The organism is Subtercola vilae (genome assembly GCF_004923255.1).
GTDB lineage: Bacteria > Actinomycetota > Actinomycetes > Actinomycetales > Microbacteriaceae > Subtercola > Subtercola vilae.
The window spans coordinates 13,757-26,190 of record NZ_QYRT01000030.1 but is presented as its reverse complement, the minus strand read 5'-3'; the positions used below and the strand labels follow the sequence as shown (position 1 = coordinate 26,190).

At 65.3% G+C, this 12,434-nt stretch carries 12 protein-coding genes, 1 pseudogene and 1 riboswitch; of the genes and pseudogenes, 7 read left to right on the top strand and 6 right to left on the bottom strand.

The annotated features are described in order from the left end of the window. A riboswitch (FMN riboswitch) is annotated at window positions 1-176 on the top strand. Between the two features lie 152 nt (window positions 177-328). The 5 genes from ribD to D4765_RS13750 all read left to right on the top strand — a co-directional run bounded on the left by ribD (window position 329) and on the right by D4765_RS13750 (window position 5,452). Beyond that, on the top strand, window positions 329-1,507 hold the full coding sequence (ribD, locus tag D4765_RS13770; protein ID WP_136642894.1) for a bifunctional diaminohydroxyphosphoribosylaminopyrimidine deaminase/5-amino-6-(5-phosphoribosylamino)uracil reductase RibD: 1,179 nt from the start codon (window positions 329-331) through the stop codon (window positions 1,505-1,507). A gap of 12 nt (window positions 1,508-1,519) precedes the next feature. Continuing rightward, window positions 1,520-2,119 carry a riboflavin synthase gene (locus D4765_RS13765; RefSeq protein ID WP_136642875.1) on the top strand — a complete coding sequence of 200 codons (600 nt, stop codon included), beginning with the start codon at window positions 1,520-1,522 and terminating at the stop codon, window positions 2,117-2,119. Continuing rightward, on the top strand, window positions 2,116-3,402 hold the full coding sequence (gene ribA, locus D4765_RS13760; protein WP_136642874.1) for a GTP cyclohydrolase II: 1,287 nt from the start codon (window positions 2,116-2,118) through the stop codon (window positions 3,400-3,402). Before D4765_RS13765 ends, ribA begins: the two co-directional genes overlap by 4 nt. Before the next feature lie 94 nt (window positions 3,403-3,496). Next, window positions 3,497-3,979, top strand: coding sequence for a 6,7-dimethyl-8-ribityllumazine synthase (gene ribH, locus D4765_RS13755; protein ID WP_136642873.1), 483 nt, complete (start codon window positions 3,497-3,499; stop codon window positions 3,977-3,979). A gap of 138 nt (window positions 3,980-4,117) precedes the next feature. Further along, complete coding sequence (locus tag D4765_RS13750; protein ID WP_136642872.1) at window positions 4,118-5,452, top strand: MFS transporter; 1,335 nt, start codon at window positions 4,118-4,120, stop codon at window positions 5,450-5,452. 95 nt (window positions 5,453-5,547) lie between these two features. Here D4765_RS13750 and D4765_RS20040 read toward each other — a convergent pair whose 3' ends face one another. Continuing rightward, window positions 5,548-6,030, bottom strand: coding sequence for a TetR/AcrR family transcriptional regulator (locus tag D4765_RS20040; RefSeq protein WP_338054640.1), 483 nt, complete (start codon window positions 6,028-6,030; stop codon window positions 5,548-5,550). A 197-nt stretch (window positions 6,031-6,227) separates the two neighbouring features. Here D4765_RS20040 and D4765_RS13740 point away from each other — a divergent pair, with 197 nt between their 5' ends. Both D4765_RS13740 and D4765_RS19740 read left to right on the top strand, forming a co-directional pair. Continuing rightward, the gene (locus tag D4765_RS13740; protein ID WP_136642870.1) at window positions 6,228-7,124 is read left to right on the top strand and encodes an SDR family oxidoreductase; all 897 of its coding nucleotides are present in this window, start codon (window positions 6,228-6,230) and stop codon (window positions 7,122-7,124) included. A gap of 84 nt (window positions 7,125-7,208) precedes the next feature. Continuing rightward, a pseudogene (locus D4765_RS19740) lies at window positions 7,209-7,469 on the top strand (transposase); the annotation flags it as partial. A gap of 413 nt (window positions 7,470-7,882) precedes the next feature. On the opposite strand, the gene D4765_RS13730 reads toward D4765_RS19740, so the two are convergent. The 5 genes from D4765_RS13730 to D4765_RS13710 all read right to left on the bottom strand — a co-directional run bounded on the left by D4765_RS13730 (window position 7,883) and on the right by D4765_RS13710 (window position 12,421). Next, window positions 7,883-8,896 carry a LacI family DNA-binding transcriptional regulator gene (locus D4765_RS13730; protein ID WP_136642869.1) on the bottom strand — a complete coding sequence of 338 codons (1,014 nt, stop codon included), beginning with the start codon at window positions 8,894-8,896 and terminating at the stop codon, window positions 7,883-7,885. 14 nt (window positions 8,897-8,910) lie between these two features. Continuing rightward, window positions 8,911-9,153, bottom strand: coding sequence for a hypothetical protein (locus tag D4765_RS13725; RefSeq protein WP_136642868.1), 243 nt, complete (start codon window positions 9,151-9,153; stop codon window positions 8,911-8,913). After that, entirely contained in the window at window positions 9,150-9,989 is an 840-nt protein-coding gene (locus D4765_RS13720; RefSeq protein ID WP_136642893.1) for a carbohydrate ABC transporter permease, read from the bottom strand. The genes D4765_RS13725 and D4765_RS13720 overlap by 4 nt, the downstream gene beginning before the upstream one ends. Window positions 9,990-10,066: 77 nt before the next feature. Next, the gene (locus D4765_RS13715) at window positions 10,067-11,098 is read right to left on the bottom strand and encodes a carbohydrate ABC transporter permease (RefSeq protein ID WP_136642867.1); all 1,032 of its coding nucleotides are present in this window, start codon (window positions 11,096-11,098) and stop codon (window positions 10,067-10,069) included. A 75-nt stretch (window positions 11,099-11,173) separates the two neighbouring features. Next, window positions 11,174-12,421 carry an ABC transporter substrate-binding protein gene (locus D4765_RS13710; protein ID WP_136642892.1) on the bottom strand — a complete coding sequence of 416 codons (1,248 nt, stop codon included), beginning with the start codon at window positions 12,419-12,421 and terminating at the stop codon, window positions 11,174-11,176. Window positions 12,422-12,434: the final 13 nt, after the last annotated feature.

Here is a 12,434-nt window from a genome sequence, read left to right as displayed (position 1 = left end):
AACGTGCCCGGGGTCGGTGAGAATCCGAACCGGCGGTAATAGTCCGCGAGCGGCCTGGTTGTCTGCATGAGCAGAGAGTCGGCGGCTGATCTGGTGTAATTCCAGAACCGACGGTCATGAGGGTGTGGCGCCGAAGGGCGCCCGGCCTTCAGGAGTCCGGATGAGAGGTGCACGCGTGAGTTTCGCCGTACCTCGGCGGCACGCACGAGCGCTTTGCGCTACCCGGGAGTTCGTCAACCGACGAAAGAGCCCGATGACCGACACCCGCCCCGCCAGTGAGGCCGCCTTCGGTGGGCCCCTGCCTCCGGAGGGCAGTGTCTGCGAAGCGATGCGCCGTGCCATCGAGCTGAGCGCCAACGGCCCCGCCTGGGGTGTGAATCCGCAGGTCGGCTGCGTCATCCTCGCACCCGACGGCCGCGTGCTCGCTGAAGGCTGGCACCGCGGTGCGGGCACACCGCACGCCGAGGTGGATGCCCTCTCCCGCCTCTCCTCCCCCACCGACGCTCGGGGCGCCACCGCCGTGGTCACCCTCGAACCGTGCAACCACATCGGGCGTACTGGTCCGTGCAGCGCTGCGCTGATCGACGCAGGGGTTGCTGCGGTGTACTTCGGTGTCAGCGATCCGGGGCCGAGCTCGGCCGGTGGCGCCGCTACGCTCGAAGCCGCCGGAGTTCGGGTGCAGGGCGGGGTGCTGGCCCACGAAGTAGAGCAGAGCATCCGGCCGTGGCTGACCGCTCTGCGCACCCGTCGGCCCCACGTGACGGTGAAGTGGGCCGCGAGCCTCGACGGTCGCGCGGCAGCCGCCGATGGCTCGAGCCAGTGGATCACGGGCCCCGCCGCCCGAGCCGACGTGCACGCCCGGCGCGCCAGGGTCGACGCCATCGTCGTGGGCACCGGCACCGTGCTCGCCGACGACCCCACCCTCACCGCGCGGCGGGAGACGCCCCTGCTGGATGCGCCTGGCTCTGCCGCCCCGAGCACATCCGCTGGCACCAGCACCAGCACCAGCACCAGCACCAGCACCAGCACCAGCACCAGCACCAGCACCAGCACCAGCACCAGCACCAGCGATTCTGCAACGCCCGCCGCAACCCTCCATGCGCACCAGCCGCAACCCGTGGTCATCGGTCGCCGCACCATCGATGCCGGGGCACGACTGCACGCGCATCCGGAGCCCCTGCTCGAGTACCGCACCCACGACCTCACCGCCGTGCTCGGCGACCTGTTCGAACGCGGCGTGCGATCGGTGTTCGTCGAGGGCGGCCCCACCCTTGCGAGCGCTTTTGTCGCCGCCGGCCTCGTCGACGAATTCGTGGTCTACCTCGCCCCCGTGCTGCTCGGCGGGCCCATGCTGGCACTCGGCGACCTCGGCATTGCCAGCATCACGGATGCCCGGCAGCTCACCCTCGTCTCGGCCGAGCTGCTCGGCCCCGACCTCCGCCTGGTCGCCCGCCCCGCGCCCGCGCCCGGCACCACCCCCGCGCCCTTCACCTCCCCGATCGCCTGAGAAAGTAGTCGCATGTTCACCGGAATCATCGAAGAAGTAGGCACTGTTCTCGCCCTCGAACACAGCATTGACGCGGTGCGGCTCACGCTCCGCGCTCCGCTGGCGGTGACGGGCGCGAAGCACGGCGACTCCATCTCGGTGAGCGGCGTGTGTCTCACCGTGGTCGACCAGGGCCCCGACTCATTCACGGCCGACGTCATGCAGCAGACACTCGACATGAGTACCATCGGCGCCCTTCGCCCCGGCGACCCGGTCAATCTCGAACGCGCAGCCCTCGTGGGCGACCGTCTCGGCGGCCACATCGTTCAGGGGCACATCGACGGCACCAGCACGGTGCAGAGCGTCACCCCCGGCGAGGCGTGGAGGGTGCTGCGCTTCAGCCTCGACGACGACCTGGCCCGGCTCGTCGTCGACAAGGGCTCCATCGCCGTTGCCGGCGTCTCGCTCACCGTCTCGAACGCGGGCGACGACTGGTTCGAGGTCTCGCTGATTCCCGAGACCCTCGTCGCAACCACCCTTGGCGCACTCGCTCCCGGCGACGTCGTCAACATCGAAACCGACATACTCGCCCGCCATGTGGAGCGACTGCTGTCACTGAGGAGCAACCGATGACCCTGTCGAGCATTCCCGACGTACTTCAGGCCCTCCGCGCCGGCAAACCGGTGATCGTGGCCGACGATGAGGGCCGCGAGAACGAGGGTGACGCCATTCTGGCCGCCGAGCTGGCAACGCCCGAGTGGATCGCGTGGATGGTGCGCAACACCTCCGGCTTTCTCTGCGCCCCGATGACCGCCGCGCGGGCCGCCGCCCTCGGTCTCCCGCCGATGGTCGAGCGAAACGAAGACTCCCTGCGCACGGCGTACACGATCACGGTCGACGCGTCGTCGGGCGTGACCACGGGCATCAGCGCGGCCGATCGGGGGCACACCCTCCGCGCCCTCGCCGACCCGGGCTCCACCCCGGCCAGCTTCATCCGGCCCGGCCACGTGCTGCCGGTGGTCGCTGTCGAGGGCGGTGTTCGCCAGCGCCCCGGTCACACCGAGGCCACGGTCGATCTGCTGAAACTGGCGGGGCTCACCCCCGTGGGCGTCATCGGCGAGATCGTCATCGACGACGGCTCGATGGCCAGGCTCAGCGACCTCCTCGCCCTGGGCGAGCGCGACGACCTTCCGGTCACCACGATCGCGGCCATGATCGAGTGGCTCGATGCGCTCGACCTGGCCGAGGCGACGGGCAGCGATGCGGTGGCGGGCCACGGCGGCAGCGGGCATCCGGAACCCGCTGCACACGCGAACGACAGCCGGGTCGAGTTCGAGGTCGAGACCGTTGTGCCCACCGTTCACGGCTCGTTCCGTTTTCGGGCCTACCACGACCGGGTCACCGGGTCAGATCACCTCGCGGTGGTCGCCGGCGACCCCTCGGCGCCCGGCGCGCTCGTGCGAGTGCACTCGGAATGCCTCACCGGCGAAGCCTTCGGTTCGCTGAAATGCGAGTGCGGCCCGCAACTGGATGCCGCACTCGAGCTCATCGCCCAGAACGGCGGCGTCGTGGTGTACCTGCGCGGGCACGAGGGTCGAGGAATCGGCCTCATCAACAAGCTGCGCGCATACCGGCTGCAGGAAGACGGCCTCGACACCCTCGATGCGAACCTCGCGCTCGGCCTCGCCGCCGACGCCCGCGACTACGGAGCGGCCGCCGCCATTCTCGACGAGCTCGGCCTCACGTCGATTCGGTTGCTCACCAACAACCCCGAGAAGGTGCGCCAGCTCGAAGAGCACGGCATCACGGTGAACCAGCGCGAACCGCTCGTGGTGGGTCAGGGCACAGCGAACACGGCGTACCTGAACACGAAGCGCGACCGAATGGGCCACCTGCTGCCCGCCGGTGGCAACTGACGCGGAGCGCGCAACGGTAGCCCTGACGCCGAAGCATCGCCCTCTCACCCGCCCCACCCGTACCCATCCGTACCCATCCGAAAGGCACCACCACATGAGCACCGCCGGTATCCCCACCTCCACGCCGCTCGACGGCACCGGCCTCACTGTCACGATTGTTGCGGGCCGCTGGCACGAGGAGATCACGAACGGCCTGCTCGCGGGCGCCCACCGGGCGCTCGCTGCAGCCAACGTGACCGTCACCGAGATCCGCGTGCCGGGCAGTTTCGAGCTGCCCGTGGTGAGTCGCGCGGCGCTCGAAGCGGGGGCCGACGCCGTGGTGGCACTCGGGGTGATCATCCGGGGCGGCACCCCGCACTTCGAATATGTATCCGATGCCGCCACCAGTGGCCTCACCCAGGTCAGCGTGCTGACAGGCAAGCCTGTGGGCTTCGGCGTGCTCACCCTCGACGACGAAGCGCAGGGCCTCGACCGCGCCGGCCTGCCGGGTTCTCGCGAAGACAAAGGCGCCGAGGCCGCCGATGCCGCTGTGGCCACCGCACTGGTGCTGCGCGAACTCAAACAGACAAAGAACTGAGAGCCCACCCCTTCGCGGGGCAGGTATGGTAGAAGGGCGAAGCACAAACTTCGCCCTTCGTCACACTGTGGTTGACCCTGCGCCCGACCGACGCCTCACCGTTTCAGTGTCTTCACATATTCCTGCCTGAAAGCCGCTATGTCTTCGCCCACGATTGCCCCGACCGTCGCCGCCGTCAACACTCGTTCGAGAGTCATTCTCGCGAGCCTCATCGGCACGTCGATCGAGTTCTACGACTTCTACGTCTACGCCACCGCTGCGGTGCTGGTGTTTCCGAAACTCTTCTTTCCCAGCACCGACGCGAACGTGGGGCTGCTCACCTCATTCGCCGTCTTCGGGGTTGCGTTCATCGCCCGCCCCATCGGTTCGATCATCTTCGGGCACTTCGGTGACCGCATCGGCCGCAAGAAGACGCTCGTCGCCTCGCTGCTCACGATGGGTATCGCCACCGTCGTGATCGGCCTGCTGCCCACGTACGCCTCGATCGGCCTGTGGGCGCCAATTCTCCTCACCGTCATGCGGTTCGCCCAGGGCCTCGGCCTCGGTGGCGAGTGGAGTGGCGCGGCACTGCTGGCCACCGAGAACGCCCCGAAGGGCAAGCGCGCCATCTACGGCACTTTTCCGCAGATGGGTGCGCCCATCGGCTTCATTCTCGCCAACGGCGTGTTTCTCGTGCTGAACATTGTCATGTCGCCCGACACCTTCACGGCCTGGGGCTGGCGCGTGCCATTCGTCGTGAGCGCTGTGCTGGTCATCGTGGGGCTCTACGTGCGGTTCCGTCTCGTCGAGACGCCCGCTTTTCAGAAGGTACTCGACTCGGGTGAGGTCGCGAAGGTTCCCGTGGCCCGCGTCTTCAAGAGCAGCTGGCGCCCGCTCATCCTTGGCACGTTCATCATGCTCGCCACCTACACCCTGTTCTACCTGATGACCACGTTCACGCTGACCTACGGCACCACGCCGACGACGGCTGCGACGGCCGGTCTCGGCTACAACCGCAACCAGTTCTTGATCATGCTCATCATCGGCGTCGTGTTCTTCGGCATCTTCACCCTCGTATCGGGCCCGCTCGCCGAGAAGTACGGTCGCCGCAAGACGCTGCTCTTCACCACTGCCGGCATCATTGTGTTCGGTCTGCTCTTCGTTCCGTTGTTCGGCGGCGGCGTGGTGGGCACCATGGCCCTGCTCATCATCGGCTTCACCCTGATGGGGCTCACCTTCGGCCCGATGGGTGCGGTTCTTCCCGAGCTCTTCCCGGCAAACGTGCGGTACACCGGGTCGGCCATCAGTTACAACTTCGCCTCGATTCTGGGTGCGGCGGTGGCCCCGTTCATCGCGGTGGCGCTCTGGCAGGCCGCAGGCGGCAGCGCAGTGCTGGTGGGCATCTATCTGAGCGCGATGGGCATCATCACTCTGATCGCTCTGTTCATCAGCCGCGAGACGCGCGATGTCGCGTACGACGACAACCTGAGCTGATCGGGCTGAGCCGGCGGAAACTGGCTTGCCGCGGCGGCTATGTCACGTCGAATCGACAGGACCGCTATTGCCAAGACTCTCTCGTGAACGTTCGACTATAAGACGGATCTTGCTGAGCGGTTGACGCTTGAAGAGAGGAGGTCGAATGCGTCCGTGACGAAGCTGTCGAGGGTGCGTCCGGGAGTGGCGATCCATTGAGCTGCGGCGTGATGGAAGGTCGCCCAGCAGACCGCTCCAACGAGATCGGCAGCGTCTCGTGTCTCTCCGCGGCCGCAAAGGGCATCCGCGAGGGCTGATGCCATAGCGGCCCCCTTAGCGAGGTCTCTCTCGAGCAAGGCGGGAGTCTCGGCGATGATGCGAAGCCGAGTCGCACCCGCTTCCTTGTTGTCTTCTAAGACATGAGTCGAAGCAAGGAGCGCGTTCCGGAGAACGTCCACGGGTGGCGTACCGTCCGGTTCGGCGATGACAGAAGCGATCAAGGACTGATGGAGATCGTCTTGACCACCGAAGAGTACCTCGCGCTTATCCGGAAAGTGACGAAAGAACGTCCGTTGATTCACGCCCGCCCGATCAGCGATGTCGGCAGCAGTCGTGCTGTCGTATCCCCGTTCGGCGTATAGCTCCAGAGCTGCCTGTTGAAGACGTCGGCGGGCTTCGAGTCCACTTCGCGGCATGCTCCGAGCCTACCGCGATACCCGACGTTGCGCCAGATGCTGACATAACGTAGTGTCACATTGTGGCGCAACGATGCCACGTGGTTTGAAGGGGCGATCTCATGAGAATTTTCATCACCGGAGGGTCTGGGCAAACCGGTCCTGCCATCGTCACGGAGCTGATCCGTGCCGGACACACTGTCAGCGGTTTAGCGCGTTCGGATGCGTCCATAGGTGTCCTCGAGAAGCTCGGCGCCGAACCGGTAGGAGGATCCCTGGAAGATCTCGATGTCTTGGCGACTGCCGCGGGCGCAGCCGATGGAATCGTGCACATGGCCTACGGCGGGGACTACGCCGACCCTGAATCGATGATCCGCCGTGAAGTGAACGCGATCACAGCAATAGGAGACGCGCTCGAGAACTCGAACAAACCGTTCGTCGTGACCTCCGGCACGCTCGTTCTGCCGCATGGGCGAGAGACGTGCGAGGAGGACAAGCCCGACCGTGACGGCGCTGCTGCTGCTCGACTCGCCAGCGAGGACGCGTGCCTGGCGTTCGCCGATCGAGGCGTGCGTGCGATCGTGCTGCGCCTCGCGCCCACCGTTCATGGCCCGAGTGATCATGGGTTCATGCCCATGCTCATCAGCACGGCAAAAGAAACAGGTGTGTCGGCGTACGTGGGAAGCGGATCGAACCGGTGGCCGGCGGTCCACCGCAGCGACGCGGCGCAGCTCTACCGGCTCGCGGTCGAAAGCGCTCCCGCGGGGAGCGTTTTGCACGCCGTCGCGGAGAATGTCTCTTTCTTCGACATCGCCCAAACCATCGCCGCGGGACTCAGCGTTCCGACGATGTCGTTGACTCCCGACGAGGCGGCGGCGCACTACATCAGCCCATTCATGGCCGCTCTATATGGGGCGGACGCCCCGGTTTCCAGCGCTCGCACGCAGCAACTCCTGGGCTGGAGCCCCACCCACGAAAGCCTGCTTGCTGACCTCGCCCAGGGCGACTATCTCACGTAGCCATTCACGACTGTCAGGGAGCTTCGGCTGACTGCCAACTACCCCACCACGCAATTGCTCGGCCATAGAGGAGCGCAAAGATATCGTGAGATCCGGCGCCGTACCGACTTCGTTGGGATCTTCCCGAACCGCGACGCGATCATCCGCCTCGTCGGCGCGGTACTTGCCGAGCAGACCGATGAATGGGTCGAGGGCCGCCGCTATCTCGGCCTCGACATCCTCACGAAAAGCCGCCTCACCCTCGACCCTGCGCTCGCTACGGCTGCTGCCGGAGTGAAGCCGCCACACGCTTCAGACGCATCCGGGATCGCATTGAGGTTCGCCCGGATTAGCGTTGATGAATGAGATCTCTTGGCGACGACCGCGGCCCGCGTCAGCAGCTTCCCCCGGGCATGCCGCGCAGGTTTGCGCAATACGTACCAGTTGACAAGTCGCTGCCGGATCGGCCAGTTGTGAATGTCGGCGGCTATGACGAGCTGGTCGAGGCTGTGAATTCCGAAGGCAGGACTCTGTGGCCGAATCACGCTGGGTAGTAATTCAAGACGGCCATCCGCTCGTGAAAATCTCCGAGAAGAATTCGGTAGACGTCGTTGGCTTTGCGCGGAGGCGCCTTGATATCAAAGCACCCACTCTGGTGGAGACCTTTGCACACGTCGTGAAACTTGTTTCCCGAGGTTAGTGACCTCTGCGCGTCGGAGTCGAGGGTGCGAATCTAGCGCGCTACGGCAGCGGGCGGCGAATGGCGCCCGCCGCCGCGCTCAGCGCCTGACCGGTGGAGCCGTGCTGGTGCGCACCAGCAGCGACGACGGAGCCCGTACCGACGACTTGCGCGCCGGTGCACCGCCGAGTTCGTCGAGCAGCATGCTCGCCGCGAGCCGACCTTGCTCGTACGGGTCTTGCGCAATGGTCGTGAGCCCGAACGACACGGCGAGGTCGTGGTTGTCGACACCGACCACCGAGAGTTGGCTCGGCACCGAAATACCGCAGTCTGCCGCCGCGAGAATTGCACCGATGGCCATTTCGTCGGAGTTCGCCACAATGGCGGTCGGGCGTTCACCCGGGCGCCTCAGCAGTTCTGTCACGACCGCGCGGCTGATGGCCAACGAGAAGCGGCCCGAGAGCATCCATTCGTTTCTGACAGGCAGACCGGCCGACCCCATTGCATCTCGGTAGCCCAGTCGTCGGGTCAACGGCACACGACGGTTCATGCCCTCGTCGTCGTCGCCCCCCAGGTGCGCGATGGCGGTGTGGCCGAGCTCGATGAGATGTTCGGTGGCCGTGCGACCGGCGCCGCGTTCGTCGATGCCGATGTGGCGCATGCCTTTCACCGGGCCGCCGATGACGAGTGCCGGATGCCCGAGAGACAGCAGTTGCTCGCGTTCGGGCTCGGTGAACTCCATGCAGAGCGCGATGAGTGCGTCAGTTCGTTTGCGAAGGATCGACCGGTGAAAGACCCGCTCGCGATCCCCCGACCGGCTCGCCAGGTTGTAGAGCATCAGATCGTAGTTCGCCGCACGGAGCACGACATCGATGCCCTCGAGCACCGTTGTGTAGAACCAACGACTCACCGACGGCACCACCACGCCCATGGTGAGCGTGCGCCCGGTGGCGAGACCCGAGGCCGTCAGCGAGGCGACATAGCCGAGCTCGTCGGCCTTCGCCTGCACCCGTAGACGGGTGGGCTCAGAGACGTTGGCGAGCCCACGCAGAGCCCGCGAGACCGTTGCAGTCGAAACACCCGTGGCCCGAGCCACATCGTCGATGCTCGTCACAACTGAAGTTCACCTCACTCACGCAATTCGGCGGAGGCTGCCTCGTCATCGCGCAGTTGCCGTGCCACTCGGGTGCGCAGCCGAAGCAGACCGGCGAGCAGGAGAACGAGTACAAGAAGCGTCAGCGCCCAGCCGAGAGCGGCCGTTCCCGTCAACTCTGCCACAACAGTGATGACGAAGAATGCCAGTGCGAAGAAGCCGAGAATGCCGATGGCGATGTCGATGGCCTCCTGCCGGCTGGGGCTGAGGAAATTCATCCCTTCACGCCGCCCGCGGTCAGACCGGCCACGATGCGCCTCTGAAAGATGAGCACGAGTATCACGAGGGGAATCGTCACGATCGTTCCGGCCGCCATGACCGTGGTGTACGGCTCCTGATGGGGCTGGCTGCCCGCGAAGCTCGCGATGGCAACGGTGACGGGTTGAGTGGCATCGCTTGAGAGCTGGCTTGAGATGAGGTACTCGTTCCAGGAGGAGATGAACGCCAGAATCGCGGTGGTGAACACGGCTGGGGCTGCCAGCGGCAGGATGATCTTGCGGAACGCCTGCGCCTGCGTGCACCCGTCGATGCGGGCCGCCTCTTCGAGATCCCACGGCATCTCCCTGAAGAACGAGGTGAGCGTGTAGACCGTCAGCGGCAGCACGAACGAGATGCTCGGAAGGATGAGCGCCTGGTAGCTGCCCATCCACCCGATGTTCGTGAAGAGCTGGAAGAGCGGTGTGATGAGAGCAACACCCGGAAACATCGAGGCCCCCAGAATGACGCCCAGCAGAATGCCCTTGAATCGAAAATCGAGTCGCGCGAGGGCATACGCAGCGAAGATTCCGATGATGAGGGCGATGGCGGTGACACACACCCCGATGAAGAGGCTGTTCAGAAGCGCCTTGCCGAGGTGGTTGCCGAGCTGCGTCGAGAAGGCGGTGGTGAAGTTGTCGAAGGTCACGTGCGTGGGCCAGAACGCAGTGTCGTAGGTGTAGCCCACGTCGCGGAATGCGGTGACGATCATCCAGTAGAACGGCGCCAGGCACCAGAGCACAATGACGGCGGCGCTGATACCGGTGCGGATTCCCCTGCCGCGGCCTCGCCGCTTCATGGCGATGGCGCGTGTGTCGACCGCGGCCACGGCTCGGTCACGGGCGACGGTGCGCGTGGCGGTTGCTGCGATGGCGCTCATTTTGCTGCTCCCTTTTGCTGGGCCTGCTGCGTGCGCACGACATTCGTGCCGAGCACGCGAACGAAGATGAAGGCCACGATGAAGATGATGATGAAGGTGATGGTCGAGAGGGCGGATGCACTGTTGAACCCTTGCCTGATCTGGTCGACGACCAGAATCGAGAGGGTCGTCGTGGCATTGCCTGTACCACCTCCGCCGCCGGTGAGAATGGCGGGCAGGTCGTAGATGCGCAGGGCGTCGAGAATGCGAAACAGCACCGCCACCATGAGTGCCGGGCGGATGAGCGGAAGCGTGATGCGCCAGAACTGCTGAAACGTCGTCGCGCCATCCATCTTGGCGGCCTCGTAGACGTCTTCGGGAATGATCTGCAGCCCGGCCAGAATGAGCAGGGCCATGAACGGCGTGGTCTTCCACGTGTCGGCGATGATGATGGCGAATCGGGATGCCCATTCATCGCTCGTCCACAGAATCTGTGTCTGCAGCAGCGCGTTCGCAATGCCGCTCGTGGCGAAGATGAAGAACCACAGCTTCGCCGTGACGGCTGTGGGAATGGCCCATGGCACGAGAATGGCCGCACGCACGAGGCCGCGACCCCGGAAGGTGCGGTTCATGATGATGGCCATCCAGACGCCGAAGGCCGTCTCGAGCGCAACTGTCACGACGGCGAAGAAGAACGTCACACCAGTGGCGTTCCAGAACTGCGAGCCCAGGTTGCCGGGCGGGCACGAGATGGTATTGCCCGACGTATCGAGGCACTGCTGCAGAATCCAGTGCGCGTAGTTCGAGATACCGGCGAAGCCCCCGGCCACGAACAGGCCGGTTGCCGGGTCGAGGCCGGCATCTTTCTGAAACGACATGATGATGGCGCTGACCACCGGGTACCCGATGACCACCGCGAGAAGAATGAGGGTGGGCGCCACGAGGTAGATCGCCACGCGTGTTTCGCCGCGGCGTTTCTTCTTGGCGCCCGTGCGCGGGGCGCGGGGAACCCCCGCAGGGGCTCCGACGACTTCAGTTGCTGTGGACATGTGACACCTTCACCGTTCTGTAGGTCGTACGGGTGGGGCGGCATCCTCGCCGCCCACCCGTACGCGCAGTGTTCGTTAGTTGCCGGTGCTGGCCGTCTGAATGGCGGCTTGCATGTCTGTCAGGGCCTGGTCGACTGTCTTGTCTCCCTTGATGGCCGCGTAGGCGTTGTCTTGCACGGCCTTGGTGACGGCCGGGTAGAACGGTGTCACGGGGCGCGGAACGGCGCTCGAGATCGAAGCCTTCAGCGTAGAGAGGTACGGGAACTTCGCCTGCAGCGACGTGTCGTCGTAGAGCGACGACAGCACGGGGGCGAGCGAGCCCTGGCTCAAGAAGAAGCTCTGCGTGTCACTGCTCTCGAGGAACGCGAGAAAGTCGTGCGCGGTCTTCTTGTGAGCCGAGTAGACGCTGATCGCCGCGTTGTGGCCGCCGAGGGTGGATGCACCAACTCCGGTCATGCCGGGCAGGGGTGCCACGCCGAACGTGTCTTTCACGGTCGAGCTGCCATCGGTCTTGGCGAGGTTGTACACGTACGGCCAGTTGCGCATGAACAGCAGCTGCCCGGCTTCGAAGGCCGTACGACCCTGCTCCTCCTGGTAGGTGATGGCGTCGGCTGGAATGTTGCCGTTCTTGTACGCGTCGACGAGGTTCTGCAGGCCTGCCTTCGCCTGGGGAGTGTTGAGCGTTGGCGTCTTGCCGTCGGTGCCCACGATGGAGCCACCGGCGGTGTTGATGGCCTCAGACACGTTCACCGTGAGGCCCTCGTACTTCGCGTACTGGCCGGCGTAGCAGCCGATGCCGTTCTGCGTGGCGATCGAGCAGTCTTTCATCATGTCTGCCCACGTGGTGGGTGGCGTGGGCACAAGGTCTTTGCGGTAGTACAGCAGGCCACCGTCGGAGGTCTGCGGTGCCGCATAGAGCGTGTTGTTGTACGTGGCCGTGGCGATGGTGGGCTTCAGAAGCAGCGAAGTGTCGACGGCCAGACTGTCTTTCAACGGCTGAAGCCAGCCCTTGGCGGCGAACTCGGCCGTCCACACCACATCGACGTCGACGACATCGTAGTTGGCGTCTTTGGCCTGGAAGTGCTGCACGAGGTCGTCGTGCTGCTGGTCGGCCTGGTCGCTCTGCTCTTTGAACGTGACCACCTGGTCGGGATGCGCGGCATTCCACTTGTCGATGATGGGCCGAACGACGTTGCTGTTGTCTTTGCCCTGAACGTAGGTGATGGGGCCGACGCCGTCGAGATTGTTCGCCGCGTCTCCGCCGCCCGAACCGCTGCCGCCTCCGGATGAACAGCCGACGAGCGTGGCGCCCATCAGCGCCATGCCTACGACGATG

What these genes read in the sequence shown, in the direction of transcription:
- ribH (WP_136642873.1), top strand. Translation starts at nt 3,497, where the DNA reads ATGAGCACCGCCGGTATCCCCACCTCCACGCCGCTCGACGGCACCGGC.
- D4765_RS13765 (WP_136642875.1), top strand. Translation starts at nt 1,520, where the DNA reads ATGTTCACCGGAATCATCGAAGAAGTAGGCACTGTTCTCGCCCTCGAA.
- ribD (WP_136642894.1), top strand. Translation starts at nt 329, where the DNA reads ATGCGCCGTGCCATCGAGCTGAGCGCCAACGGCCCCGCCTGGGGTGTG.
- D4765_RS13710 (WP_136642892.1), bottom strand. Translation starts at nt 12,421, where the DNA reads ATGGCGCTGATGGGCGCCACGCTCGTCGGCTGTTCATCCGGAGGCGGC.
- D4765_RS13715 (WP_136642867.1), bottom strand. Translation starts at nt 11,098, where the DNA reads ATGTCCACAGCAACTGAAGTCGTCGGAGCCCCTGCGGGGGTTCCCCGC.
- D4765_RS13750 (WP_136642872.1), top strand. Translation starts at nt 4,118, where the DNA reads ATGTCTTCGCCCACGATTGCCCCGACCGTCGCCGCCGTCAACACTCGT.
- D4765_RS13740 (WP_136642870.1), top strand. Translation starts at nt 6,228, where the DNA reads ATGAGAATTTTCATCACCGGAGGGTCTGGGCAAACCGGTCCTGCCATC.
- ribA (WP_136642874.1), top strand. Translation starts at nt 2,116, where the DNA reads ATGACCCTGTCGAGCATTCCCGACGTACTTCAGGCCCTCCGCGCCGGC.
- D4765_RS13720 (WP_136642893.1), bottom strand. Translation starts at nt 9,989, where the DNA reads ATGAAGCGGCGAGGCCGCGGCAGGGGAATCCGCACCGGTATCAGCGCC.
- D4765_RS13725 (WP_136642868.1), bottom strand. Translation starts at nt 9,153, where the DNA reads ATGAATTTCCTCAGCCCCAGCCGGCAGGAGGCCATCGACATCGCCATC.